The organism is Streptomyces flavusporus, assembly GCF_046267975.1.
Lineage (GTDB): Bacteria > Actinomycetota > Actinomycetes > Streptomycetales > Streptomycetaceae > Streptomyces > Streptomyces flavusporus.
The window spans coordinates 1,384,075-1,407,243 of the sequence record NZ_CP176503.1; the positions used below are offsets into that span (position 1 = coordinate 1,384,075).

Genomic DNA, 23,169 nt, shown 5'->3' on the forward strand with positions numbered 1-23,169 from the left:
GCCGCACGCCCCGAACGGTCTTGGGCGCACTGGTCCCCGGCGTACTCGACCCCGGGGCGGCGACACGCATCCTGTGCGTGGTCCGGGCCCGGGAGGCCAGTTCCCTGTGCGACCTGGCCAGTTGGCTACGGCCAGAGGCGACGGAGAGGCCCCGAACCATCACGCTGGTGGAGCGGGGGCTCCGCACGCTGGCGCCGTACCCGGCGTCCCAGATCGCACGATCACGTTAACCCAGTCGTACCAGTGCGCCGCAAGCGCGCGAGCGGACCATCACACGATCGAGTTATCTCGGCCTCGTGCACACTGCCCGTCGAGCAGTTACTACCCCTCCAGCGCCGCCAGCCCCTGCCGCGCCTGCATCGCCAGGCCGTCCGCCCCGCACGAGCGGGCCAGCGTCAGACCCCGGTTGAGCTCGGACGTGGAGCGGGCGGCGAGGCCGTACTCGATGCGGGCGGCGGCGTGTTCGTACTGGCAGGGCGAGGCCTCCAGGTAGGTGACGGCCTGTGCGGCGAGCCGTACCTTGCGCTGGCCGGTCTCCAGGGCGGCGGCGCAGCGCAGGGCCTCGCCGATGGCGGTGTCGGTGCCGAACCGCTCGGCCTGGCGGCGGGCGTCGGCGGCGAGTCGCCCGGCGCGGGCCGGGTCCTCGGTGGCGAGGGCGAGGTCGACGGTCCAGGGGGCCAGCACCGGGTTGTGGCCGCCGCGGGAGGCCGCCGCCTTCTCGGCCGCCTCCAGTTCGTTGACGCCGTCCTCGGTGCGGCCCACGGCGAGCAGCAGCCGGCCGCGCACGGAGCGGGTGTCGGGCAGCACGATGGTCGACGGGTAGGGCGGGGCGAAGCCGTACGTCTCGGCCGTCGTCCAGGCCTCCTCGACATGGCCGCGGGCCAGCAGGGTGTCGACGAGTCCGCAGGTCGCCGACCAGTACAGGGGCAGTCCGCGCCCGACCCGTTCGGCCAGCCGCAGCGACTCGCGCAGCACGGCCTCGGCGTCCTTCAGGCGGCCCTGGCGGCGGAAGGCGAGGCCGAGGAAGGCGTTGGCCAGGGCGAGGTGGCCGCCGCTCCAGCCGGCCGTGGTGTAGGTGCGCAGGGCCTCGGCGAAGAGGTTCTCGGCGCGGTCGAGCCGGTCGGCGTAGGCGTAGGAACTGCCCAGCATCATCAGCAGTTCGACGCCCCACTGGGTGTCGGTCCAGCCGAGGCCGGGTGCGAGGCGGCCGTTGATGAGGGCCCGGTCGCACAGCTCGACGACCTCCTCGGCGTTCTCGCCGTGGGTCATGGCGTCGAAACCGCGCAGGATGAGCAGGGCGCGTTCGGAGTTGTCCCGGCCGGTGCAGGTGCGGGCCAGGTCGGCGAGGCGCTGGGAGCGGCCGGGGGTGGCGGCCTCGCCCGCGTAGATGCCCTCCCACATGTACTGCACGGCCCGCAGCCGCATCCGGGCGGGTCCCTCCTCGTGCCGGGCGGCCTCGGCCTCGACGGTGCGCACGGCCTGTTCCAGCTGGTCGTTGTGGAGAAGGGCCTGGGAGAGGCGGAAGACGGCGTCGACGCGGGCGGGACCGTCGAGGCCGGGCATGGCGAGCGCGGTCCGGAGGTGGCCGATGGTGGTGGCGGGCGCGGTCAGCAGGCCGGCGCAGCCCAGTTCGTAGAGCACGCGCGCGTGGACCTCGGGCCGGGGCGGCTCCTTGAGGGCGCGTTCGAGGCAGCGGCGGGCCGCGTCGGGGGCGCCGACGGCGAGGTGCTCGCGGGCGGCCTCGCGCAGTTGCTCGACGAGTTCGGCGTCGTCGTCCGGGTGGACCTGGAGGAGGTGGCGGGAGGCGGCCGCGGCGCCGAGTCCGGAGTCGGTGACGATCTGGGCGGCGATGCCGTGCATGGCGGTGCGCAGGGCGTCCGGGATGGAGTTGTAGACGGCGGTGGCGATCAGTGGATGGACGAATTCCAGGTCGCCGCCGGGCCGGGTGTTGGCCGGGTCGGGGGCGGTGAGGATACGGGCGCTGCGCAGCAGTTCGGCGCAGCGCACCGCGTCGTCGTGGCCCATGGTGGCGAGTTGGGCGACCAGGTCGACGGAGATGCCGGTGCCGAGGATGGCGGCCGCCCAGGCGAACCGGGTGGCGTCGATGCCGAGCCCCTCCAGGCGGGCGACCAAGCCGCCGCCGCGGGCCGAGCGGTTCAGGGCGCGCAGTTCGCCGGCCGAGGGCTCGGTCGGCTCCAGCTCGCTGTCCTGCACCTTGGCGAGGAGTTCGACGGTCTCGTAGGGGTTGCCGCCGGTGACGGCCCAGACCTCGCGGCAGAACGGGGCGTCGGCGTGCTCGCCGACGGTGGCGCGGGTGAGTCCGGCGGTGGCGTCCGGGGTCAGGGCGCTCAGCGTGGTCTCGGGACGGCCCGCGGCGGCGGCCACCGCGTCCAGGTGGCGGGCGCTCTCACCGCTCACCTCGCCCGGCCGGCGGGCCACCACGACCAGCACGGACAGGTCGTGCAGCCGCTCGGCGAACGCGGCCAGCCACTGCAGGGTCTCCTGGTCGGCCCAGTGGGCGTCGTCGATCAGCAGCACCAGCGGCCACTCCCGCTTGGCCAGCCGGCGCACGGCGGCGACCAGTCCGTCGCACACGCCCTGCGGGTCGGCCTGCCGCCCGCCGGGGTCCGCTATGCCGAGGGCGGGGCCGGCGATGTCGTACCAGTCGCCGAGGTACTCGCGGGCCTCCTCGGGCAGCAGCGACACAAGGGCGGGCTGGAGCAGTTGGCGGACGACGTTGAAGGGGACGGACCGGAGGGTCTCGCCGCCGCGGGCCGACCACACCGTGCAGCCGCGTTCCTCGGCGATGCGGCGGGTCTCGGCGAGCAGCGCGGTCTTGCCGAGTCCGGCCTCGCCCCGGAACATCAGCAGGCCGCCCGAGGACGAGCGGTCGGCGCACAGCGTGTCGACCGCCCGGGCGACGGCGGCGACTTCGTCGTCGCGCTCCCACAGGGATCCCGAGGCGGCCGCCGTCGGCCCTACCTCCGTCATCCCGCTACCTCCCCAAGTCGCCCGAACGACGTACGGGCCCGAGCGTAGCCGCCCCGTTGCCCGAGCGGTGGCCTGTCCGGCGACCTGTTTCCGTGTCGGGTGACACCGAGTGCCGCCGGCCCGGACGGTCGACGCGAAGGTTCCGTGTCCGGCTCCCCTGTGCGTCACCGACCGTCAATACTCTTGGGAATGAAGGCGACTTTCCAGGATCAGGGCACGGTTCGGTCCCGACGGGCCCTGGTCGCGGGATCGGTGGGCAACTTCATCGAGTGGTACGAGTTCGGCGTCTACGGCTACTTCGCCACGATCATCGCGGCGCGCTTCTTCACCCCCGAGGGCGGCAGCGAGGTCGAGGCGCTGGTGAAGACGTACGCATCGTTCGCGCTGGCGTTCTTCTTCCGGCCCGTCGGCGCGGCGCTGTTCGGGCGGTTGGGTGACCGGATCGGCCGCCGCCCGGTGCTGATCCTGGTGATCGGGCTGATGACGGGCGCGACGACACTGATCGGCGTGCTGCCGACGTATGAGACGGTCGGCGCTCTGGCGCCCTGGCTGCTCACCTTCCTGAGGGTGCTTCAGGGGCTCTCCGCGGGCGGGGAGTTCGGTGGGGCGGTGGCGGTGATGACGGAGTTCGCTCCGCCGGGGCGGCGAGGGCTGTACGGGTCCTGGCAGTCGTTCACGGTGGCACTGGGGCTGCTGGGTGGTGCGGGGGCGGCGGCGCTGCTGGCCACCGTGCTGACGGAGGATCAGCTGGGCGACTGGGGCTGGCGGCTGCCGTTTCTGCTGACGCTGCCGCTGGGGCTGGGCGCGCTGTGGCTCAGGCTCCGGCTGGACGAGACGCCGGCCTTCCGCCACGAGCGCGAGGTGGCGCCGGAGAGTCCGCCCGTGCGTGAGGTCGTGCGGGCGATCGCGCTCGGTGCGGGGCGGATCATGGGCTGGGCGGCGGCCGGGTACACGTTCCTGGTCGTGCTGCCGGCCTACCTGCAGAGCACGCTCGACGCGAGTTTCCAGCAGGCGCTGATCGCCACGGTGCTGGCCAATCTCGGCTTCGCGGTGACGATCGTCCCGGCGGGGCTGCTCAGCGACCGGGTGGGGCGGCGGGCCGTGATGCTGACGGGTGCGCTGCTCGTGGTGTTCCTCGCGGTTCCGCTGCTGAACCTTCTTCAGGACCCCGGTGGGTCGAACGCGGTGAAGGGCGCGGCCGTGTTCGGTGCGGGTGCGGTCGTGGGACTGATGGCGGGTCCCGGGCCGGCGATGCTGTCGGAGATGTTCCCGACGACCGTGCGCTACACCGGCCTGGGACTCGCCTACGCCCTGTCCAATGCCGTGTTCTCGGGCTGTGCCGGACTCATCATCACGGAGACGATCGAACGGACCGGAAACGTGGACATCCCCGCGTACTACGCGGCGGCCACCTGCGCGGTGAGCGTGCTGGCCCTCGCCACGGTTCCGGTGAAGGGCGTTACTGGGAAAGCGAGTTGACCGGATGCGGGTGATCGGGCTGATGTCCGGCACGTCGTACGACGCCATCGACGCGGCGGCGGCCGAGCTGAGCCTCGTCGGTGACAGCCTGGTACTGAAGCCGCTCGGCATGGTGAGCGAGGCGTACGACGACGAGCTGCGGGCGGCGCTCGCGGCGGCGCTGCCGCCGGGGTCCGTCTCGATGGCCGAGGTGTGCCGACTCGACACACGGATCGGGCAGGCCTTCGCGGCGGCGGCCGTCCGGGCCGACCGTGAACTGTGCGACGGGCGGGCCGAGTTGGTCGCCTCGCACGGGCAGACCGTCTTCCACTGGGTGGACGAGGGCCGGGTGCACGGCACGTTGCAGCTCGGGCAGCCCGCGTGGATCGCCGAGGCCACCGGCCTGCCCGTGGTCGCCGACTTCCGGCCCCGGGACATCGCCGCCGGCGGCCAAGGGGCACCGCTGGTCAGCCTGGTCGACCTGCTGTGGCTGCGCGGCCGGCCGGGCACGCCGGTCGCCCTGAACCTCGGCGGGATCGCCAACCTCACCGCGCCCGACGGCACCGCCTTCGACACGGGGCCGGGGTGTGCGCTGATCGACGCGGCGGCGAGCGAAGCGAGATGGGGGTCCCCCCGGACGGAGTCTGGGGGAGGGTTCAGCGGCGGGCGGCTGGCGTACGACGTGGACGGTGCCCTGGCCGCCCGCGGCCGGGTCCGTCCGGTGCTGCTCGACCGGCTGCTGGCCGAGCCGTACTACGCGCTGCCCGCGCCCAAGACGACCGGCAAGGAGCTGTTCCACGTCGGCTATCTGCACACGGCCCTGGCCGGCGTCGGAACGCTGCCCGCCGAGGACGTGATCGCGACGCTCACCGAGCTCACCGCCCGAACGGTCGCCGACGCCGTGCGCGCGGTGGAGGCCACGGAGGTGATCGCGTCCGGCGGCGGAACCCGGAACCCGGTGCTGATGGGCATGCTCGGCGATCAGCTGCCGGGCGTGCCGGTGCGCGCCTCCGACGAACTCGGGCTGCCCTCGGACGCCAAGGAGGCGTACGCGTTCGCGGTGCTGGGGTTCCTGACGGCGCACGGTCTGCCCGGCACGGTGCCGGCGAGCACGGGTGCCCGGCATCCGAGCGTGCTGGGGTCGGTGACGCCGGGACGGGACGGGCTACGGCTGCCGCCGGCGGCGGCCGGGAAGGGGCCGGTGCGGCTGGCGCTGGAATGATCCGGGGGCAGCCCGTGTGACATGGGGAGGCGATCCCTCTCATCCGCCTTTCACCGACGCCTCATACGGTGGGGGCATGACGCAGGAGACTCCCCCCGGGTGGTATCCCGACCCCGGGCAGACAAGTGACGGTCCCGCCACCGAGCGCTGGTGGGACGGCAGGGCATGGACGGACCGGACCCGTCCCGCGGGGTCCGCCGCCGCCTGGGGTCCCCCGGCGGGGCCGCCCACCGCCGGTGCGTACCCGACGCAACCCGGATATCCGGGATATCCCGGGTACCCGGGGTATCCCGCCCAGCCGCCCGCCGCCCCGCGGCGCGGTCTGCGCACGGGCATAGCGGTCACGGTCGCCGCCGTGGTCCTGGCGAGCATAGGCGTCGGCGTGTACGCGCTGACGAAGGACGACGGCGGCGGCGCGAACCGCGCCGACTCGCAGCAGGGGCCGGGCGGTTCCGGTCCGTCCGACGGCCCGAGCGGCGGGCCCTTCGGCGACGGTCAGTCGCCCGGGCCGGATGAGTCCCGGGCGCCGGAGGTCGAGGGGGGCGGCACGGTGTCCGACGCGGTCAACGGGATCAGCCTCCCGGTGCCGGAGGGCTGGACCGGCCAGGCCTTCAGCGTGGGCGCGCAGCTGACCTCCGACGACACCTACGAGTGCCCGGGCGACACGTCCAAGTCCTGCACGAAGGGCGGTGCGTACTCGGCGCCCGCCGAGGTGCTGGGCACCGAGGGCAGCACGCCGGAGGAGGTCGCGAAGGCGGACATCGCCGCGAACGCCGAGGAGTCCTACGGCGGCACCACGTACGGCGAGATCACCTCGCACGAGGTGCTGGCGTCCAAGGCGGTGACCGTGGCCGGGCAGAAGGGCTACCTGGTCCGCTGGAAGGCCATCACCAGCAAGGGCGCCGACGGCTACGTCGAGTCGCTCGCCTTCCCCTCACCCGCCGACTCCGGTCAGCTGGTCGTGGTCCGGTTCGGGGTGGACGCCGACCAGAAGGTGTCCGTCATCGACGAGATCACCGAGGGCATCGAGGAGTCGGCGGGCGGCGGCAACGGGCAGAACGTCTGACGCGCCCGCCCACCGGGGCACGACACCGATCGGCCGGGTGGGGCGCCTCTCCGCTCAAGAGGAACCCCACCCGGCCGGGGGGTGCGCGCCGCCCCCGTCCCCACGGTGCGGCGCAGGCAGGCCGGTCGTCCAGTCATCCCGTGGACGGCGGCCCGGGTCTCAGGTGAGGCCGAGTGCGGGCAGCACGGCGGCCTCCAGGAACCGGAGCAGATAGTCCCCGTCGGCGTCCTCGCCGTCCAGGACCGGCCGGACGCGCAGGACGCCGAACATCTGCGCCGGTACGTACTCCAGCGCCGGATGGTCGGCGGGAACTTCCCCGCGCTCCACCCCACGCTGCAGCATCTCCCTGATCGCGGCGATCTCCGGCTCGACCAGCGCCTCACGCAGCGCCTGCTGGAGTTCCCGGTCCTCCACCACGGCGTGACCGAGTGCCTGCATCAGCCGGCTGTCCTTGCCCGACCTCTCGCCCGCGGCCCGCGCGGCCTGGCGCAGGTCCTCGGCCAGCGAGCCGGTGTCGATACCGGCGAAGCACGGGCAGGCGTTCGAGCGCAGGGCCGCCGCTACGAACTGGGGTTTGGTCTTCCACTGCCGGTACAGCGTGGACTTGCTGCACCGGGTGCTGGCGGCGACGCCGTCCATGGTGACGGCGTCGTAGCCGCACTCGCGGATCTGCTCGAGCACGGCGTGGAAGAACTCCTGCTCACGCTCCCGCGTCAGCTTGGAGCGGCGCGAGGCGCCGACCGTCTCCGGTCGGTCCGCGGCCTGCGACGTCATCGGTTGGTCTCCTCGCTCGCGTCCGGCGGCCCAACGGGGCCCGCTCTCCAGTGTGTCGCACGTTATCGATACGCCAGTGTACCGGTACTCAGTCGTATCGGTACACTGGCGTATCGGTACGGCATCGTATCGATGGCTTCGTCGTACCACCCGAACCACACATGCACCACCGTCAGTGAAAGGGCCGGGGGATGAATGCCCGCACCGAGCCTGCCGAAGCGGAGACCGACGCGATAGCGCGACCGCCGATCGTCCGTGAGCTGCTGCTCGTCGCAGGGCTCTTCGCCATCTACAAGTCGGGCCGGCTGCTGGCGACGGGCCACACCGGCGAGGCCTTCCGCAACGCGGACCACGTCTGGGACCTGGAACGAGCCGTCCGGCTGCCCGGGGAGGGCGCGGTGCAGTCCGCGCTGCTGCACGGTGACACCCTGGTGCACCTCGCGAACACCTACTACGCGACGGTCCACTTCCCGGCCACCGCGGCCTTCCTGGTCTGGCTGTACGTGCGGCGCCCGAGGCACTACGTCTGGGCGCGCCGAGCGCTCGCCGCGGTCACCGCCGCCGCGCTGGTGCTGCATCTGACGTTCCCGCTCGCGCCGCCGCGGATGCTCGCGGAGGCGGGGCTCGTGGACACGGGGCAGGTGTACGGGCCGTCGGTGTACGGCTCCCCGGAGACCGACCAGTTGTCGAACCAGTTCGCGGCGATGCCCTCGCTGCACTTCGGCTGGGCGCTGATGCTGGCGATCGGCCTGATCGTCGCCACCTGGTCGCGATGGCGGTGGCTGTGGCTGCTGCACCCGCTGCTGACCCTGCTGGTGATCGTCGGGACGGCGAACCACTACTGGCTCGACGCGATCGCGGCGGCCGTGCTGCTGGGCGGTGCGCTCGCGGTGATCCGTCCGCCGCTCCGGACGACCGTCACGGTCCGGCCTGCCGCGAACGACCGCGTACCCACCAAAGAGCCGGTGCTCGTGGCGGCGGGCCGATGAGCGCCACCGTGGTCGCCGTCGTCCTTTCCCTTTTCTCCGCCGTCGCCTACGCGGCCGCCGCCGTCGCCCAGGAACGGCTGGCCGCCCGGAGCTCCGGCTCGGGTCTGCTGCGGCTGCTCGGCAGCGGGGCGTGGTGGCTGTCGGTGGGGCTGAACTCCTCCGGCGCACTGCTGCACATCGTCGCCCTCACCTACGGTCCGCTGACCGTGGTGCAGCCGCTGGGCGCGCTCACCCTGGTCGCGGCGGTGCCGATGGGCGCCCGGCTGGCGGGACGGAAGGTCAGCCCGGTCGAGTGGCGGGGCACCGCGTTCACCCTCGTCGGGCTGGCCGCGCTGCTCGTCACGGCGTCCGGGCCGACGCCCGACGACACGCTCAGTGTGCCCGAGGCGCTCGCGGTGGCCGGTACGGCGGCGGTGCTGGTCGGCGCGCTGGCCCGGCCGGGCGGCCGGAGCGGCCTGCGGCACGCGACCGCGTCCGGCGTCGCCTCCGGCGTCGGCTCGGCGCTCACCCAGACCGTCACGGTGGCCGCGACCGACGACTCCGGCCCCCTGCTCAGCGCGCAGGTCATCGGGGTGGCCGTACTGGTCGCCGCCTTCGCGGTGGGCGGCCTGCTCCTGTCACAGATCGCCTACCGGGCGGGCCTGGGCGCCCCGCTCGCCGTGGTGACCCTGTCCAACCCGGTGGCCGCCGCACTCATCGGCCTCTCCCTGCTGGGTGAACGACTACGGGGCGGCCCAGCGGGCATCCTCACCGCGGCGACGGGCGCGGCCCTGGCAGCGCGGGGCGTGATGCTGCTGACGAGGGCGGCGCACCGGGCCGGAGACGCGGGGGGCCGGGTAGTCGCGCAGGGGCACGGCGGACCCGTCAAGCCGCGGGCAGTCGTGCCTCCCCCAGTGCCTGAACGGCCTGGAGAGACCCCCAGGGCGGCACGGGTGGGCGCTGGGGGTCCCCCCTCTGGGGGAGGCACCCCGCCGGCGCCGGGCAGCGCGACCCACCCCCCAGCGACGACGCCGGTCGCCGCCCAGGAAGCCGCGCACCAGCCGGACCTCCCGGACCCCCTGCTGACCGCTCTCCTTGCGCCCGGCCTCGGCGCCGCGCTGGCACCCCGGAACCCGCACACCGGCCCGGGGCACCTCACCCCACTCTGAGCCGAGCACCTACTCCGTGACGATCGCCGGATCGCTCACACCGGGCCGCCCGTTCTCGACATGCCCGGCGAAGCGCCGCACGAAGGCCGGGTCGGCATCGGAGGTGACGGTGAGGTCGTACCACCGCCGGCTCACCGCCAGGTCGACGGTCTGCCGTACCGTCGCGCCGCCGCGCACACGCACGGTCCGGGTCCGCCCGCGGTAGCCGTCGGCCACCTTCAGCTGCACCGTGCCGGACCCCCTGTTGGTGAAGGTCAGCTCGATGTCGTCGCCCCTGTGCCGGGCGGTGACCTCCGGGCCGGCCACCTTGTTCGGGCCCTTGAAGACGCGCAGGAAGCCGTTGGGGCCGTGCACGGTCAGGTCGTACGAGCCGCCGGAGTACGCCGAGTTCCAGGTGTCGGAGATGCTCTTGCCGGCCTCGGTGGTGTACGTCCACGGCCCGTCGGTGCGGTTGCCGGAGGTGACGAGGAAGGCGGCGCCGGCCTTCGCGCCGGAGGCGAAGGTGAGCGTGAACGTCCCGGCGGCCACGTCCGCGGAACCGTCCACCAGCGGGGCGTACTTCAGGGGGCGGGCCGGCCGCAGGCCCCGCTCCTGCCGGGGCATGTCCGGGTCGGCCGGCGGTGTCGGCCGGTAGTCGGGGTGCCGCTCGCGGTCCGGCGGCTCGTAGCCGTCGGTGTCGGGCAGCGCGGCCGGCCTGGTGTCCTTGCGGGAGAAGTCGAACGCCGACGTCAGGTCGCCGCAGATCGCGCGCCGCCACGGCGAGATGTTCGGCTCCTCGACCCCGAAGCGGCGCTCCATGAACCGGACGATCGAGGTGTGGTCGAGGGTCTCGGAGCAGACGTAGCCGCCCTTGCTCCACGGGGAGACGACCAGCATCGGCACGCGCGGGCCGAGGCCGTACGGGCCGGCCGGGCGCTTGCTGTCGCCCGGGTAGAGGTCGAGGGAGACGTCGACCGTGGACTTGCCCTGCGCGGCGGACTTCGGCGGGAGCGGCGGCACCAGGTGGTCGAAGAAGCCGTCGTTCTCATCGTAGGTGATGAACAGGGCCGTCTTCGCCCAGACCGCCGGGTTGGAGGTGAGCGCGTCCAGGACCTGGGCGATGTACCAGGCGCCGTAGTTCGAGGGCCAGTTGGAGTGCTCGGAGAAGGCCTCGGGGGCGGCGATCCAGGAGATCTGCGGCAGCTTGCCGGCCTGGACGTCGGCGCGCAGCCGGTCGAAGTAGCCGTCGCCGTTCTTGACGTCGGTGCCGGTGCGGGCCTTGTCGTACCAGGGCGAACCGGGCTGGGCGTTCTGGTACTTGTTGAAGTACAGCAGCGAGTTGTCGCCGTAGTTGCCTCGGTAGGCGTCCTCGATCCAGCCCCAGGAGCCGGCCGCGTCGAGGCCGTCGCCGATGTCCTGGTAGATCTTCCAGGAGATCCCGGCCTGCTCCAGGCGTTCGGGATACGTCGTCCAGTCGTAGCCGAGTTCGTCGTTGCCCAGGACCGGGCCACCGCCCCGGCCGTCGTTGCCCGTGTGACCCGACCACATGTAGTAGCGGTTCGGGTCGGTGGAGCCGATGAACGAGCAGTGGTAGGCGTCGCACACCGTGAAGGTGTCGGCAAGGGCGTAGTGGAAGGGGATGTCCTCGCGGGTCAGGTAGGCCATGGTCGTGGTGCCCTTCGCGGGCAGCCACTGGTCGTACTTGCCTGCGTTGTAGGCCTGCTGGCCGTCCGTCCAGCCGTGCGGCAGGCCCTCGAGGAACTGCATTCCGAGGTCGTCGGCGGTCGGGTGGAAGGGCAGCACTTCCCTGCCGTCCTGGGCCTGGTGCCACACCGACCTGCCGTTGTCCAGCGTCACCGGGTGCGGGTCGCCGAAGCCGCGGACACCCCTCAGCTTGCCGAAGTAGTGGTCGAAAGAACGGTTCTCCTGCATCAGGACGACGATGTGCTCGACATCCTCGATCGTCCCCGAACGGTGGTTGGCCGGGAGCGCGGCGGCACGCTCGATGCTGCTGGCCAGGGCGGTGAAGGCCGTGGTGGCTCCCGCTATCTGGAGGAATCTGCGCCGGTTGACTTCGGGCATGGGTGAGGGACCTCTCGTCCTGACGGAGTTCGACCGGCCGGGGTGTGACGGAATGCGCGCGGAAGGAGTGTTCCAAGAGCACCGAACGTCAGGGAAGGGTCCGGTGGCGCTGCTGTGAAAGTCGCGCGTACACGGGGTGCTCCTCAGCCACTCGGCGCGGTACCGGACGAAACGGCTCGTGCCGCCTCGGTGCCGCGCAGGTCCGCCTCGATCCGCGCCACGGTCGCGAGCAGGTGCGGGAGCAGTTCGCGGCGGACAGAGGCGACGGAGGCACGGCCTGCGTGGACGGCGAGGTTGACGGCGGCTACGACCGCGCCGTGCCGGTCGCGCACCGGCGCCGCGACCGAGCGGAGCCCCTCTTCCAGTTCCTGGTCGACGAGCGCGTAGCCCTGCCGCCGTACCCGGCCGAGTTCGACGCGCAGGGCGTCGGGTGAGGTGATCGTGCGACCGGTCAGGGGGCGCAGTTCGGCGCGGGTGAGCCGGGCGTCGATCTGCTCGTCCGGCAGGTGCGCGACGATCGCCCGGCCCACCGAGGTGACGAGCGCCGGGAAGCGGGTCCCGACGGTGATCGTCTCGGACATGATCCGGCGGGCCGGCACCCGCGCCACATACACCACGTCGTCGCCGTCGAGCACGCACAGCGAGGACGACTCCCGCAGTTCCGCGACGAGTTGCTCCAGGTGAGGCGTGGCGATCTGCGGCAGCGTGAAACCGGCGAGGTAGGCGTAGCCGAGTTCCAGCACACGCGGGGTGAGGCAGAACAGTCGGCCGTCGAAGCGGACGTAGCCGAGGTCGACGAGGGTGAGCAGCAGCCGGCGGGCGGCGGCACGGGTGAGTCCGCAGGCACGGGCCACCTCGCTGAGGGTGCGCGCGGGGTGCTCGGCGTCGAAGGAACGGATGACCGCGAGGCCACGCTCGAAGGACCTCACGAAGTGCGGGGCGCGAACATCGGCGGGCATCTTCGCCTCCAGTCAACGGCCGTCAACAACCCTGCCGGTCAAGAGTGTTGACCCGGCGGTCGGGCAGTTCTACTTTCCCGCTGAGCACGAAATGAGCACCACTGTGCGCTGTGCGCACACCTGTCGGAACACCGTTGTCTGTACAGGAGGAGCCATGCGTCGTCCACTCGCCGGTCTGGCCATCGGTGCTCTGTTGCTCGTCACGGCGGCCTGTGGCTCGTCCGACGGCTCCGGTGAGTCGGGCAAGGGCACGTCGTCCGGCGGCACGACCACCGTCAAGGTGGGGCTCATCCCCATCGTCGACGTCGCCCCTCTCTACCTCGGTCAGGAGAAGGGCGTCTTCGACAAGCACGGCCTGAAACTGGAGATGACCACCGCGCAGGGCGGCGCGGCGATCGTGCCGGGTGTGGTCAGCGGACAGTTCCAGTTCGGCTTCTCCAACGTGACCTCGCTACTGATCGCCCAGTCCACCAACGTGCCCGTCAAGGCCGTCGCCAACGGCAACGCGTCAACCGGCGAGCCGGGCAAGGACGCCTGGGCGATCACGGTCAAGGAGGACAGCCCGATCAAGTCCCCGAAAGACCTTCAGGGCAAGAAGGTCGCCATCAACACGCTGAAGAACATCAACGAGACCGCGGTGCGCGCGTCGGTGCGCAAGGCGGGCGGCGACCCCGACGAGGTGGAGTTCGTCGAGCTCGCCTTCGACCAGATGCCCGCCGCTCTCGACGGCGGGCGGATCGACGCCGCCATGGTGGTCGAGCCCGCGCTCGCCACCGTCAAGAGCCAGGGCGGCCGGGAGATCGCCTCGCCCATGGTCGATGTCGCCCCGGACCTCACCGTCGCCATGTACTTCACCTCCACGCAGTACGCGCAGCAGAACCCGGACGTGGTGAAGAAGTTCCAGGAGGCCATGGCGGAGTCCCTCGCCTACGCCGACTCCCACCCGGACGAGGTCCGCGAGATCATCACCACGTACACGAAGATCCCCGCACCGGTGCTGGAGCAGGTGACCCTGCCGAAGTGGCCGGCCGAGGCGAACCGCTCCTCCATCGAGGCGTTGCAGAAGCTCGAGGAAGAGGACGGCCTGTTCGACTCGCCGCCGGATCTGGACCAGCTGCTGCCGTGAGGGGCGTGAACCTCGCACTCGGTGCGGCCGGGCTCGCGGCCTTCCTCGCCCTGGGCGAGGCGGTGCCGCGTCTCGGCCTGGTCAAGGACGACCACTTCCCGCCCACCACCCGTATCGCCGACGCCCTCGGCCGGGAGGTCACGGACGGCGCCTTCTGGACGGCGCTCGGCGACACCCTCACCGGCTGGGCGCTGGGCCTGGCGATCGCGGTCGGCGCGGGAGTCGCGGTCGGGCTGGTCGTGTCGGTCGTGCCGTACCTGCGCGAGGCGACGGCGTCGACGATCGAGTTCCTGCGCCCCATCCCGTCCGTCGCGCTGATCCCCCTGGCCGTGCTGCTGTACGGAACGGAACTTCGTTCGGTGCTCCTGCTGGTCGTGTACGCGGCGTTCTGGCAGGTGCTGATCCAGGTTCTGTACGGCGTCCAGGACGTGGACCCGGTCGCCGACGAGACGGCACGGTCGTACGGCCTGGGCACCTGGGCGCGGATCCGCCATGTGCTGTGGCCGACCGCGCTGCCGTACGTCATGACCGGCGTGCGGCTGGCGGCGGCCGTCGCGCTGATCCTCGCCGTGACCGCCGAACTCGTCATCGGCGCGCCTGGGCTGGGCGCCCGTATCGCGGTCGCGCAGACCTCGCAGGCGGTGCCCGAGATGTACGCGCTGATCGTGGTCACCGGAGTGCTGGGGCTGTTGATCAACGTGGGCGCGCGGACAGTGGAGCGGCGGACGCTGGCCTGGCACCAGTCGGTGCGCGGGGAGGTGGCGGTGTGAGACACGTACTGTTGCGGCTCGTGTCGGTGCTCGCCCTGCCCACGGTGCTGGTCGTGGTGTGGTGGGTGGCGTCCGACGGCAGTACGAACGTGTACTGGCCGCCCCTGCGCACGATCCTGGAGACGTTCCCCGAGGTGTGGACCGGCGAGCGGCTGCGGACGGACGTACTGCCCAGTGTGCTGCGGCTGGCGGGCGGCTGTGCGGCGGCCGCCGTGGTGGGCGTGGCGCTCGGCACGGTCATCGGCTCCTACCGCCGGGTGCGGGCGGTGTGCGAGCCGGTCCTGGAGTTTCTGCGGGCCGTGCCGCCACCCGTGCTCGTCCCGGTCATCATGCTGTTCGCCGGCATCGGCGACACGATGAAGGTGACCGTGATCGCGAGCGGCTGCGTGTGGCCGATCCTCCTCAACACCGTCGAGGGTGTCAGGGCGGTGGACCCGGTGATGGCGGAGACGGCCCGTTCCTACGGCATCACGGGCGTGGCCCGCCTGCGCAGTGTCGTCCTGCGGTCGGCGAGCCCGCAGATCTTCGCGGGGCTGCGCCAGGCGCTGTCCATCGGCATCATCCTCATGGTCATCAGCGAGATGTTCGCCGCGAGCAACGGACTGGGGTTCACCATCGTCCAGTTCCAGCGCGGTTTCGCGATTCCCGACATGTGGACCGGGACCCTGCTGCTGGGTCTGCTCGGCTTTGTGCTGTCGGTCGTCTTCCAGCTGGTCGAGCGGCGGGCGCTCGGCTGGTACCACGGGCTGCGCGCCGCCACGAGGCGATCGCCGTGAACCTCGGGAAAGGGCGGTCCATGCTGGACGTACGCGGCCTGAAGAAGGTGTACGAGGGTTCGGGGCGGCGGGGCGAGGCGCTGCGCGACCTGACGTTCACCGTCGATGCGGGGGAACTGGTCTGTCTCGTCGGCCCGTCCGGCTGCGGCAAGACGACCCTGCTGAAGTGCGTAGGAGGGCTCCTCGCTCCGACGGCGGGCGAGGTACGGCTGGCCGGGCGGCCGGTGAACGGGCCGCCGCCCGGGATGGCGTTCGTGTTCCAGGAGTACGGGCGGAGCCTGTTCCCCTGGATGCGGGTCGGCGAGAACGTCGAACTTCCCTTGAAACAGAAGGACCTGAGCAAGACGCGACGCCGGGAACTGGTCACGGACGCCCTCGCCTCGGTCGGGCTCGCGGACGTTGCCGGGGCGTATCCCTGGCAGCTGTCCGGCGGTATGCAGCAGCGGGTGGCCATCGCCCGCGCGCTGGCGTACGAGCCGGAGGTGCTGCTGATGGACGAACCGTTCGCGGCAGTGGACGCGCAGACGCGGGCCGACCTGGAGGATCTCGTACGGCGGCTGTGGCGGGAGCGCGGGATCACGGTCCTGTTCGTCACCCACGACATCGACGAGGCCGTGTACCTCGGGGAACGGGTGGTCGTGCTGTCGGCCTCCCCCACCGTCGTACAGGAGCAGCTGAAGGTCGATCTGCCCGCGGAACGCGACCAGTTGCACACCCGGGTGGCCCCGCGCTTCGCCGAGCTGCGGACCCATGTGTACGAGCAGATCCAGGCGGCGAAGCGCGGGAGTCCGGTCATGAAGTCAGATACGCCTCCACCTCGCTGAACTGGCCGGCGGGCCAGCCGGTGTTGGCGGTGACGTGCAGCCTCAGGTAGCGCAGGTTCGTACCGCTCGGCAGGGAGACGGTGACCGTGTTGCCGGTCGCCGGGTCGAAGCGGTGGCCCTGCGAGGCGACCACCGTGGAGTACGTCGAGCCGTCGGTGCTGCCCTGCACGGAGAACGTCTGGGTGCGGGCCTGCCACGCCGAGGACGGCGGCAGCTTGAGCACCAGCCGGCGGACGGCCTCGGTCGAGCCGAGGTCCACCGTCAGGGACTGCGGGAAGGCGTGATTGGTGGACTCCCAGTAGCTGTTCGCGTCGCCGTCGACCGCCTTGCCGGGCGTGTAGATGTCCTGGGAGCCGGTTGCGGTGGCCGGGCGGCCCTTGGCGAGGTTGCGGGTGGGGTCGGGGTCGGGGTTGCCCTGGTCCGGCTGCGGCCAGGTCGAGCAGTCCGACCAGGTGCTGCTCCAGCCGGAGTTGCCGCCGCCGTCGGTGAGCGTGAAGGTGCCCGAGCCGGTCGGGTAGGGGCAGTTGTAGACGCCGGCGGCGCCGACGCCGGTGGCGGTGACGTTGCGGAAGGTGGCGGCGCCCTGGGTCTCGGCCTGGACGACGACCGTGCCCGTGTTGCGGACGGTCGCACCGTCGACGGTGACGTTCTTCGCCGCGTACCCGCGCCCGCTGCCGGAGACGAGCTCGAAGGCGCTGTACGGGCTGTCGGAAATCGTCGTGTTGGTGATCCGCACCTGGGCCTCGATGGCGCTGTCGTAGGAGTCGACGCGCAGCGCGCCCATCGGGTGGTTCCAGTTGGGGTTCATCGCGCCCGTACGGACGAGGGTGTTGCCGTCGACCGTGATCGTGCCGGCCAGCGGGTGGAACGGGTCGAGGAACTTCTGGTTGGAGATCGCGATGCCGCTGCCGAGGGCGTTGGTGTCGGAGACCAGGTTGTCCTTGACGGTGATGTCGGTGCCGCCGTAGATCGCGATGCCGTTGGCGAGGTTCGGCTGGGTGATCGTGTTGTTCTCGAAGCTGCTGCCCTGGTTCGGTGCGTACAGCGACCACATGGCGAGCGCGTCGTCGCCCTGGTTGCGCAGGAAGTTGCCCCGGACCTTGACGCCGCGGGCGTTGCCGTTGAGGTTGAGGCCGTCGGCCGTCATGTCGAGGAAGCGGTTGTTCTCGACGACGAGGTTGTCATTGGTGCCCATCAGCCACAGGCCGACCTTGAGGTGCTGGAGCCACATGCCGGAGACGGAGCTCCCCGGGCCGAGGGACCCGTTGACGAAGTTGTCGGGGTTGGAGTCGACCCGCTCGGTGACCTCGCCGATGACCGCGAAGTCCTTGACGTGGACGTTGCCGGACGAGCTGGACTGGTCGATGAAGCGGGAGGTGCGCACGACGGAGTGCCAGTGACCGGCGCCCTGGAGGGTGACGTTCTGTACGCCGCTCAGGGACGACGTCAGGCGGTACTCGCCCGGCGGGATCCACACCACCCCGCCCTGCGCCGCGGCGATGGCGTCCCGGAACGCCTGCGTGGAGTCGTCCTGGCCGCTGGGGTCGGCGCCCTTGGAGGTGACGGACACCGAGCCGGCGGGCTGTGTGGCGGGCGGGGCGGCCTGCTCGAAGTCGGCCACGTCGACGGTGACCTGGGTGTTCGTCGCCTGGAAGGCGACCTTGTCGCCCGGCTGCACGTTCTGACCGAGCAACAGCCGGGCGTTGTCGTAGAAGTGGTGGGTCTTCGCGCCGGGGATCCAGCCGGTGTCGACGTACGAGTACTTGGAGGTGACGGCGAGCGTCTTCGCGAGCTTGGTTCCGTTGACGTACACGTCGAGCGTGCCGGACTGGCCGTCGGGGACGCTGTAGGCGACGTTCACGGCGTTGGCCGCGCGGGGCACGGTGAACTCGACACGCTGCCCCGCGGCGAGACGGACGGCCTGCCGGCCCGAGGCCTCGGAGGCGAGGGTGCCCTGGGTGTAGTCGGGGCCGATCTTCGAGCCGGTGGTGGTCGCCGACTCGGCCTCGACGGAGGTGAAGGGCAGGATGGCGCCCGCGGCGGCCTGGGCGGTGGGTGCGCTCAGGGTGACGAGCATGCCGGCGGCCAGGGCGACCGTGACACCGATGGCCGGCGATCTGAGGCTGTGCCTGTGCATGTGCTGATCCCTTCGTGGTGGGGGTGTTCGGGATAGCGCGTCGCGGTGTCAGGAACGCAGCCACACCGCGGTGTCCTTCGGCAGTCGGCCCCGGTCGTCCAACGGGCCGCTGCCGAGCAGGAGTTCTGTGTGCGCAGGTAGGTCGGTGGCCCGGTCGGCGAGGTTCACCACGCAGGTCACGCCCTCCGCGCGGGTGAAGGCGAGGACCCCCTCGGGGACGGACAGCCAGGTGAGGGGGCCGTCGCCGAAGACCGGGCGGATGCGGATCGCCCGGCGGTAGAGGCTGAGCATCGAGCCCGGGTCCTGCGCCTGACGGTCGGCGGCGTACGCGGGCCAGTCGGCGGGCTGCGGCAGCCAGGGCTCGCCGCCGAACCCCGCATGAGGAGCCTCGGCAACCCACGGCAGCGGCACGCGGCAGCCGTCGCGGCCCGGGTCGGTGCCGCCGGAGCGGAAGTGCATCGGGTCCTCGATGCGGTCCCGGGGGATGTCCGCCTCGGGCAGGCCGAGCTCTTCGCCCTGGTAGAGGTAGACAGCGCCGGGCAGTGCCAGGGAGAGCAGGGCGGCGGCGCGGGCGCGGCGGGTGCCGAGTTCGAGGTCGGTGGGGGTGCCGAAGGCCTTGGTGGCGAAGGCGAAGGCGGTGTCCTCGCGGCCGTAGCGGGTGACGGTACGGGTCACGTCGTGGTTGCACAGCACCCAGGTGGCGGGCGCACCGACCGGAGCGTGCTCGGCGAGTGTCTCGTCGATCGACGTACGGAGGCGGTCGGGGTCCCACGGGCATGACAGGAAGGAGAAGTTGAAGGCGGTGTGGAGTTCGTCGGGGCGCAGATAGCGGGCGAAGCGTTCGGTGTCGGGGAGCCAGACCTCGCCGACGAAGACGCCGCCGTGCTCGTCGGCGATCCGACGCCAGGAACGGTAGATGTCGTGGAGTTCGTCGCGGTCCACGTAGGGGTGCGGGTCGCGGCCCTCGACGAAGTCCGGCAAACGAGGGTCCTTGACGAGGAGGGCGGCCGAGTCGATACGGACGCCGGCGACCCCGCGCTCGAGCCAGAAGCGCAGGATGTCCTCGTGTTCCTGGCGGACCGCCGGGTGCGCCCAGTTGAGGTCGGGCTGCTCGGGGGCGAACAGGTGGAGGTACCAGTCGCCGTCGGGGAGCCGGGTCCAGGCGGGTCCACCGAACTGGGACCGCCAGTCGTTCGGCGGCAGTTCACCGCGCCCGGCGCGAAAGTGGAACAGGTCCCGTTCCGGGCCGCCCTCGAGCGCCGCCCGGAACCACGGGTGCTGGTCCGAGACATGGTTCGGCACGATGTCGACGATCGTGCGGATGCCCAGCTCGCGGGCCTCGGCGATGAGCTTCTCGGCCTCAGCGAGGGTGCCGAAGGCCGGGTCGATGGCACGGTAGTCGGCGACGTCGTAGCCGCCGTCCTTCATCGGCGAGGGATACCAGGGGTTGAACCACAGGGCGTTCACACCGAGTTCGGCCAGGTACGGCAGTCGGGCGCGGACGCCCGCGAGGTCGCCGGTGCCGTCGCCGTCGCCGTCCGCGAAGCTGCGGACGTACACCTGGTAGATGACGGCGGAGCGCCACCAGTCGGCCTGCGTGAGGGCATGCGTGGGCTGTCCCACTGTGCCTGCCTTTCTGTGTGAGGGGTGCGGTGTCAGCCCTTGGTGCTGCCCGCGCTGATTCCGGCGATGATGTGCCGCTGGAAGATCAGGAACATGGCGACCATCGGGATGCTGGCGATGACCATCGCGGCGATGAGCACGGTCAGCTGGATGTTCTGCGACAGCTGCACCAGCGCCACGCTGATCGGCTGCTTGTCGGTGTCGGAGAAGACCATCAGCGGCCACAGGAAGTCCTGCCAGACGGCGACCAGCGCGAAGATCGACACGACGCCGAGCACCGGCCGTGACATGGGCAGCACGATCGACCACAGGATGCGCAGCTTTCCGGCGCCGTCGATCTCGGCGGCCTCCAGCACATCACGTGGGATCTGGTCGAAGAACCGCTTGAGCAGATAGAGGTTGAAGGCGTTGGCGACAGCCGGCAGCCAGATGGCCAGGGGGTCGTTGAGCAGGCCCAGGTCGGCGATCGTGAGGTACTTCGGTACGACCAGAGCCTGGGCCGGGACCATGAGCGTGGCGAGGATGCCCCCGAGGATCATCTTGCCGAAGAGGGGTCTGAGTTTCGACAGGGCGTATGCGGCGGCCGTGCAGAACACCAGTTGGAACAGCCAGGCGCCGGCCGCCTGGACGACCGTGTTCCACAGGTGGGTCGGCAGCTGCATCAGGTCCCAGGCGTCGGTGTAGCCGCTGAGGTCCCACTGCTCGGGCACCAGGGTGGGCGGGGTGCGCGCCACCTCGTCCGGTGACTTCAGCGCGCCGGTCACCATCCAGTAGACCGGGAAGAGGAAGGCGAGTACGAAGAGGACGACGACGCCGGTGAAGACGGTCCAGTAGACCGCCCTGCCGCGCGGGCGAGCCAGGGAGGCCGGGGAGACGAGGGTGCGGGCACTGCTCATGCGTCCTCCCCTTCGGAGCGGGTGAGCCGCAGGTACACGGCGGAGAAGGCGCCCAGGAACAGCAGGAGCAGGACGCTGAGCGCGCAGGCGCCGCCGAAGTCGTTGTAGAGGAAGGCGTACTTGTAGATCAGGTACAGGACGGTGACCGTCGCGTTCTCCGGGCCGCCGCCGGTGATGACGAACGGTTCGGTGAAGACCTGCATCGTGGCGATGATCTGAAGGAGCATCAGCATCAGGATGACGAACCTGGTCTGCGGGATCGTCACGTGCCGGATGCGCTGCAGCAGGTTCGCGCCGTCCAGTTCGGCCGCCTCGTACAGCTCGCCGGGGATGGACTGGAGGGCGGCCAGGTAGATCAGAACGGTGCCGCCCATGTTGGCCCAGGTGGCGACGAGGACGAGGGAGACGAGGGCGGTGTCGGCGCCGTTGGACCAGTTCGAGGTGGGCAGGTCGAGGAAGCGCAGCACCTCGTTGGCGAGGCCCGTCCCGGGGTCGTAGAACCACTTCCACAGCAGGGCGCTGACCACCGGTGGGATCATCACCGGCAGATAGACCACGACCCTGAAGAACGCCTTGGCGTGCCGGAGTTCGTTGAGGACGAGGGCCAGTACGAAGGGGATCGCGAAGCCGATCAGCAGGGCGAGCAGGGTGAAGGTGAAGGTGTTGCGCCAGGCGGCCGCGAACTCCGGGTCGTCGAAGACGCGGGTGAAGTTGTCGGTGCCGACCCATTCGGCCGGTGCGCCCGGCGTGTACTTCTGGAAGGCGATCACCGCTGCGCGGATCGCCGGGTACCAGGAGAACAGGGCGAAGCAGAGGAGGCCGCCGAGCAGGAAGGCGTACGCGCGGGTCTGATCGGCCAGGCGGCGCCGCCCCCGGTCCCCTGCCGGGAGCGGCGCCTGGACCGGGCGGACCGCGACCTTCTCGACGGTCCGCCGCTGAGCCGTCCTGGTCATCGTCCGTCAGCCCCGGGCCAGGATGCCGTCGATCTTGCCGGAGGCGTCCTCGAGGAGCTGGTCGATGTCGGCGTCCTCCTTGGTCAGGACAGCGGAGACGACACCGTCGAGGACGGAGTAGATCTGCTGGGCGTTCGGCGGCTCGATCTTCATCTCGAGGTCCTGGTTGCCGGCGAGGAAGGCCTGGTAGTTCTCCACGGGCACATTGGCGTTGGCCTGCTTGACCTGCTGGTCCTTCTCGTCGGCGGCGCCGGTGAACAGCCGCGGCTCGGGCAGGCCCACGGGTGCGTCGTTCTTCTTCGCGCGGGCGTAGTCGCCGAGGAATCCGTCGCCGGGAGTGAGGAACATGTGGTCGAGCCACTTGAGGCCGGCCCGGATCTGCTCGGGCGTGGCCTTCTTGTTGAACATGTAGCCGTCGCCGCCGACGAGGGTGGCCTCGCCGCCCGGCATCGGGGCGATGGCGATGTCCTCGTAGTCGGCGCCCTTCTCCTTGACCAGGATCGGGACGTTGTCGGGGGCGGCGAGGTACATGCCGAGCTTGCCGGACCCCATCATCTGCTGGACGTCGTTGATGACGAGCAGCTGCTTGCTGCCCATCGACTCGTCCGTCCAGCGCATGTCGTGCAGGGTCTGCAGGACCGCCCGGCCCTCGGGGGTGTCGACGGTGGCCTTCTTGCCGTCGGCGCTGACGACGTCGCCGCCCTGGGAGTACAGCTCGGCGGTGAAGTGCCAGCCGCCCTGGTTCTGGGCGCTGTAGTCGGCGTAGCCGACGGTGCCGTCGCCGAGGACGGCGATCTTCCTGGCGGCTTCCCGCACCTCGTCCCAGGTCGCAGGGGGCTGGTCGGGGTCGAGGCCGGCCTTCTCGAAGAGTGCGCGGTTGTAGATCAGGCCCATCGAGTAGCCGGTGCGCGGGATGCCGTAGATCTTTCCGTCGACGGTGTAGATGTCGCGCAGCTGCTGCTGGATGGTCTCGTAGCTCTTCAGCTCCTTGACGTACGGGGTGAGGTCGGCCGCCTGGTTGATGTCGACGACATGCCTGGCATCGGTGAAGTACGTGTAGAAGACGTCCTCCATCTGGCCGCCGGCGAGCTTGGCGTCGAACGTCTTGGGGTCCTGGCAGGGGAACGCGTCGTGCGGGACGACGTCGATGTCCGGGTTCTGCTTCTCGAAGGAGGCGATGTCCTCCTCGAAGAACCGCCGGTCGACCTTGGCGCTCTTGGGCGGCATGCAGTTGACCGTGATGCGGGTCTTCCCGCTTGCCGAGTCGTCCTCGTCGCCGGCCCCGCAGGCGGTCAGGGCCAGGGAGGAACAGGCTATGAGCGCGAGGAGGGTACGGCGGAACCCGGTGCTACTCATCGGTGGACCCCTTTGGGCAGGAGCGGTGGGCGTCGCACAC

18 protein-coding genes are annotated in these 23,169 nt (G+C 71.2%); 9 read left to right on the top strand and 9 right to left on the bottom strand.

Going from position 1 to position 23,169, the window contains the following annotated elements:
• Positions 1 to 321 precede the first annotated feature (321 nt).
• Positions 322 to 2,991, bottom strand: coding sequence for an ATP-binding protein (locus ACKTSN_RS06900; RefSeq protein ID WP_409468266.1), 2,670 nt, complete (start codon positions 2,989 to 2,991; stop codon positions 322 to 324).
• Between the two features lie 189 nt (positions 2,992 to 3,180).
• On the opposite strand from ACKTSN_RS06900, the gene ACKTSN_RS06905 reads away from it, so the two are divergent.
• The 3 genes from ACKTSN_RS06905 (at position 3,181) to ACKTSN_RS06915 (ending at position 6,737) form a co-directional block, all read left to right on the top strand.
• Positions 3,181 to 4,470: an MFS transporter gene (locus ACKTSN_RS06905; RefSeq protein ID WP_409468267.1), complete on the top strand. Its 1,290-nt coding sequence runs from the start codon at positions 3,181 to 3,183 to the stop codon at positions 4,468 to 4,470.
• A 4-nt stretch (positions 4,471 to 4,474) separates the two neighbouring features.
• Positions 4,475 to 5,671: an anhydro-N-acetylmuramic acid kinase gene (locus ACKTSN_RS06910; protein ID WP_409468268.1), complete on the top strand. Its 1,197-nt coding sequence runs from the start codon at positions 4,475 to 4,477 to the stop codon at positions 5,669 to 5,671.
• Between the two features lie 76 nt (positions 5,672 to 5,747).
• A complete protein-coding gene (locus ACKTSN_RS06915) occupies positions 5,748 to 6,737 on the top strand; it encodes a DUF2510 domain-containing protein (protein WP_409468269.1) in 990 nt (329 codons plus the stop codon).
• Positions 6,738 to 6,896: 159 nt separating this feature from the next.
• Here ACKTSN_RS06915 and ACKTSN_RS06920 read toward each other — a convergent pair whose 3' ends face one another.
• Positions 6,897 to 7,511: a TetR/AcrR family transcriptional regulator gene (locus ACKTSN_RS06920; protein ID WP_409468270.1), complete on the bottom strand. Its 615-nt coding sequence runs from the start codon at positions 7,509 to 7,511 to the stop codon at positions 6,897 to 6,899.
• Positions 7,512 to 7,702: 191 nt separating this feature from the next.
• Here ACKTSN_RS06920 and ACKTSN_RS06925 point away from each other — a divergent pair, with 191 nt between their 5' ends.
• Together ACKTSN_RS06925 and ACKTSN_RS06930 are read left to right on the top strand one after the other, a co-directional pair.
• Positions 7,703 to 8,500, top strand: coding sequence for a phosphatase PAP2 family protein (locus ACKTSN_RS06925; RefSeq protein WP_409468271.1), 798 nt, complete (start codon positions 7,703 to 7,705; stop codon positions 8,498 to 8,500).
• Positions 8,497 to 9,648: a hypothetical protein gene (locus ACKTSN_RS06930; RefSeq protein WP_409468272.1), complete on the top strand. Its 1,152-nt coding sequence runs from the start codon at positions 8,497 to 8,499 to the stop codon at positions 9,646 to 9,648. The genes ACKTSN_RS06925 and ACKTSN_RS06930 overlap by 4 nt, the downstream gene beginning before the upstream one ends.
• Positions 9,649 to 9,657: 9 nt before the next feature.
• Here the strand turns inward: ACKTSN_RS06930 and ACKTSN_RS06935 are convergent, their stop codons facing one another.
• Positions 9,658 to 11,709: a phosphocholine-specific phospholipase C gene (locus ACKTSN_RS06935; protein ID WP_409468273.1), complete on the bottom strand. Its 2,052-nt coding sequence runs from the start codon at positions 11,707 to 11,709 to the stop codon at positions 9,658 to 9,660.
• A gap of 143 nt (positions 11,710 to 11,852) precedes the next feature.
• The gene (locus ACKTSN_RS06940) at positions 11,853 to 12,668 is read right to left on the bottom strand and encodes an IclR family transcriptional regulator domain-containing protein (RefSeq protein ID WP_409468274.1); all 816 of its coding nucleotides are present in this window, start codon (positions 12,666 to 12,668) and stop codon (positions 11,853 to 11,855) included.
• Between the two features lie 154 nt (positions 12,669 to 12,822).
• Here ACKTSN_RS06940 and ACKTSN_RS06945 point away from each other — a divergent pair, with 154 nt between their 5' ends.
• From ACKTSN_RS06945 to ACKTSN_RS06960, 4 genes are read left to right on the top strand one after another with little or no spacing between them, the layout of a single operon-like run.
• Positions 12,823 to 13,794 (top strand): ABC transporter substrate-binding protein, encoded by a 972-nt coding sequence (locus ACKTSN_RS06945; protein ID WP_409468275.1) that lies wholly within the window; start codon positions 12,823 to 12,825, stop codon positions 13,792 to 13,794.
• Positions 13,791 to 14,564, top strand: a complete 774-nt coding sequence (locus ACKTSN_RS06950) for an ABC transporter permease (protein WP_409468276.1) — start codon at positions 13,791 to 13,793, stop codon at positions 14,562 to 14,564. Before ACKTSN_RS06945 ends, ACKTSN_RS06950 begins: the two co-directional genes overlap by 4 nt.
• Positions 14,561 to 15,340, top strand: a complete 780-nt coding sequence (locus ACKTSN_RS06955; protein ID WP_409468277.1) for an ABC transporter permease — start codon at positions 14,561 to 14,563, stop codon at positions 15,338 to 15,340. The genes ACKTSN_RS06950 and ACKTSN_RS06955 overlap by 4 nt, the downstream gene beginning before the upstream one ends.
• Before the next feature lie 20 nt (positions 15,341 to 15,360).
• Positions 15,361 to 16,164, top strand: coding sequence for an ABC transporter ATP-binding protein (locus ACKTSN_RS06960; RefSeq protein WP_409468278.1), 804 nt, complete (start codon positions 15,361 to 15,363; stop codon positions 16,162 to 16,164).
• Here ACKTSN_RS06960 and ACKTSN_RS06965 read toward each other — a convergent pair.
• Genes ACKTSN_RS06965 through ACKTSN_RS06985 form a run of 5 tightly spaced genes read right to left on the bottom strand, consistent with a single transcriptional unit; the run spans position 16,133 to position 23,129 of the window.
• Positions 16,133 to 18,301, bottom strand: a complete 2,169-nt coding sequence (locus ACKTSN_RS06965; protein ID WP_409468279.1) for a discoidin domain-containing protein — start codon at positions 18,299 to 18,301, stop codon at positions 16,133 to 16,135. The two genes, ACKTSN_RS06960 and ACKTSN_RS06965, sit on opposite strands and share 32 nt — an antisense overlap.
• Before the next feature lie 48 nt (positions 18,302 to 18,349).
• On the bottom strand, positions 18,350 to 19,924 hold the full coding sequence (locus ACKTSN_RS06970; protein WP_409468280.1) for a glycoside hydrolase family 13 protein: 1,575 nt from the start codon (positions 19,922 to 19,924) through the stop codon (positions 18,350 to 18,352).
• A gap of 32 nt (positions 19,925 to 19,956) precedes the next feature.
• Positions 19,957 to 20,820: a carbohydrate ABC transporter permease gene (locus ACKTSN_RS06975; protein ID WP_409468281.1), complete on the bottom strand. Its 864-nt coding sequence runs from the start codon at positions 20,818 to 20,820 to the stop codon at positions 19,957 to 19,959.
• Complete coding sequence (locus tag ACKTSN_RS06980) at positions 20,817 to 21,773, bottom strand: carbohydrate ABC transporter permease (protein ID WP_409468282.1); 957 nt, start codon at positions 21,771 to 21,773, stop codon at positions 20,817 to 20,819. The genes ACKTSN_RS06975 and ACKTSN_RS06980 overlap by 4 nt, the downstream gene beginning before the upstream one ends.
• A 6-nt stretch (positions 21,774 to 21,779) precedes the next feature.
• A complete protein-coding gene (locus tag ACKTSN_RS06985; protein WP_409468283.1) occupies positions 21,780 to 23,129 on the bottom strand; it encodes an ABC transporter substrate-binding protein in 1,350 nt (449 codons plus the stop codon).
• Between the last annotated feature and the right edge of the window lie 40 nt (positions 23,130 to 23,169).

Excerpts from the sequence above, each read along its gene's own strand:
- ACKTSN_RS06915 (WP_409468269.1), top strand. The coding sequence starts at position 5,748 with ATGACGCAGGAGACTCCCCCCGGGTGGTATCCCGACCCCGGGCAGACA.
- ACKTSN_RS06980 (WP_409468282.1), bottom strand. The coding sequence starts at position 21,773 with ATGACCAGGACGGCTCAGCGGCGGACCGTCGAGAAGGTCGCGGTCCGC.
- ACKTSN_RS06975 (WP_409468281.1), bottom strand. The coding sequence starts at position 20,820 with ATGAGCAGTGCCCGCACCCTCGTCTCCCCGGCCTCCCTGGCTCGCCCG.
- ACKTSN_RS06985 (WP_409468283.1), bottom strand. The coding sequence starts at position 23,129 with ATGAGTAGCACCGGGTTCCGCCGTACCCTCCTCGCGCTCATAGCCTGT.
- ACKTSN_RS06965 (WP_409468279.1), bottom strand. The coding sequence starts at position 18,301 with ATGCACAGGCACAGCCTCAGATCGCCGGCCATCGGTGTCACGGTCGCC.
- ACKTSN_RS06920 (WP_409468270.1), bottom strand. The coding sequence starts at position 7,511 with ATGACGTCGCAGGCCGCGGACCGACCGGAGACGGTCGGCGCCTCGCGC.
- ACKTSN_RS06925 (WP_409468271.1), top strand. The coding sequence starts at position 7,703 with ATGAATGCCCGCACCGAGCCTGCCGAAGCGGAGACCGACGCGATAGCG.
- ACKTSN_RS06910 (WP_409468268.1), top strand. The coding sequence starts at position 4,475 with ATGCGGGTGATCGGGCTGATGTCCGGCACGTCGTACGACGCCATCGAC.
- ACKTSN_RS06935 (WP_409468273.1), bottom strand. The coding sequence starts at position 11,709 with ATGCCCGAAGTCAACCGGCGCAGATTCCTCCAGATAGCGGGAGCCACC.
- ACKTSN_RS06960 (WP_409468278.1), top strand. The coding sequence starts at position 15,361 with ATGCTGGACGTACGCGGCCTGAAGAAGGTGTACGAGGGTTCGGGGCGG.
- ACKTSN_RS06900 (WP_409468266.1), bottom strand. The coding sequence starts at position 2,991 with ATGACGGAGGTAGGGCCGACGGCGGCCGCCTCGGGATCCCTGTGGGAG.
- ACKTSN_RS06930 (WP_409468272.1), top strand. The coding sequence starts at position 8,497 with ATGAGCGCCACCGTGGTCGCCGTCGTCCTTTCCCTTTTCTCCGCCGTC.
- ACKTSN_RS06905 (WP_409468267.1), top strand. The coding sequence starts at position 3,181 with ATGAAGGCGACTTTCCAGGATCAGGGCACGGTTCGGTCCCGACGGGCC.
- ACKTSN_RS06945 (WP_409468275.1), top strand. The coding sequence starts at position 12,823 with ATGCGTCGTCCACTCGCCGGTCTGGCCATCGGTGCTCTGTTGCTCGTC.
- ACKTSN_RS06940 (WP_409468274.1), bottom strand. The coding sequence starts at position 12,668 with ATGCCCGCCGATGTTCGCGCCCCGCACTTCGTGAGGTCCTTCGAGCGT.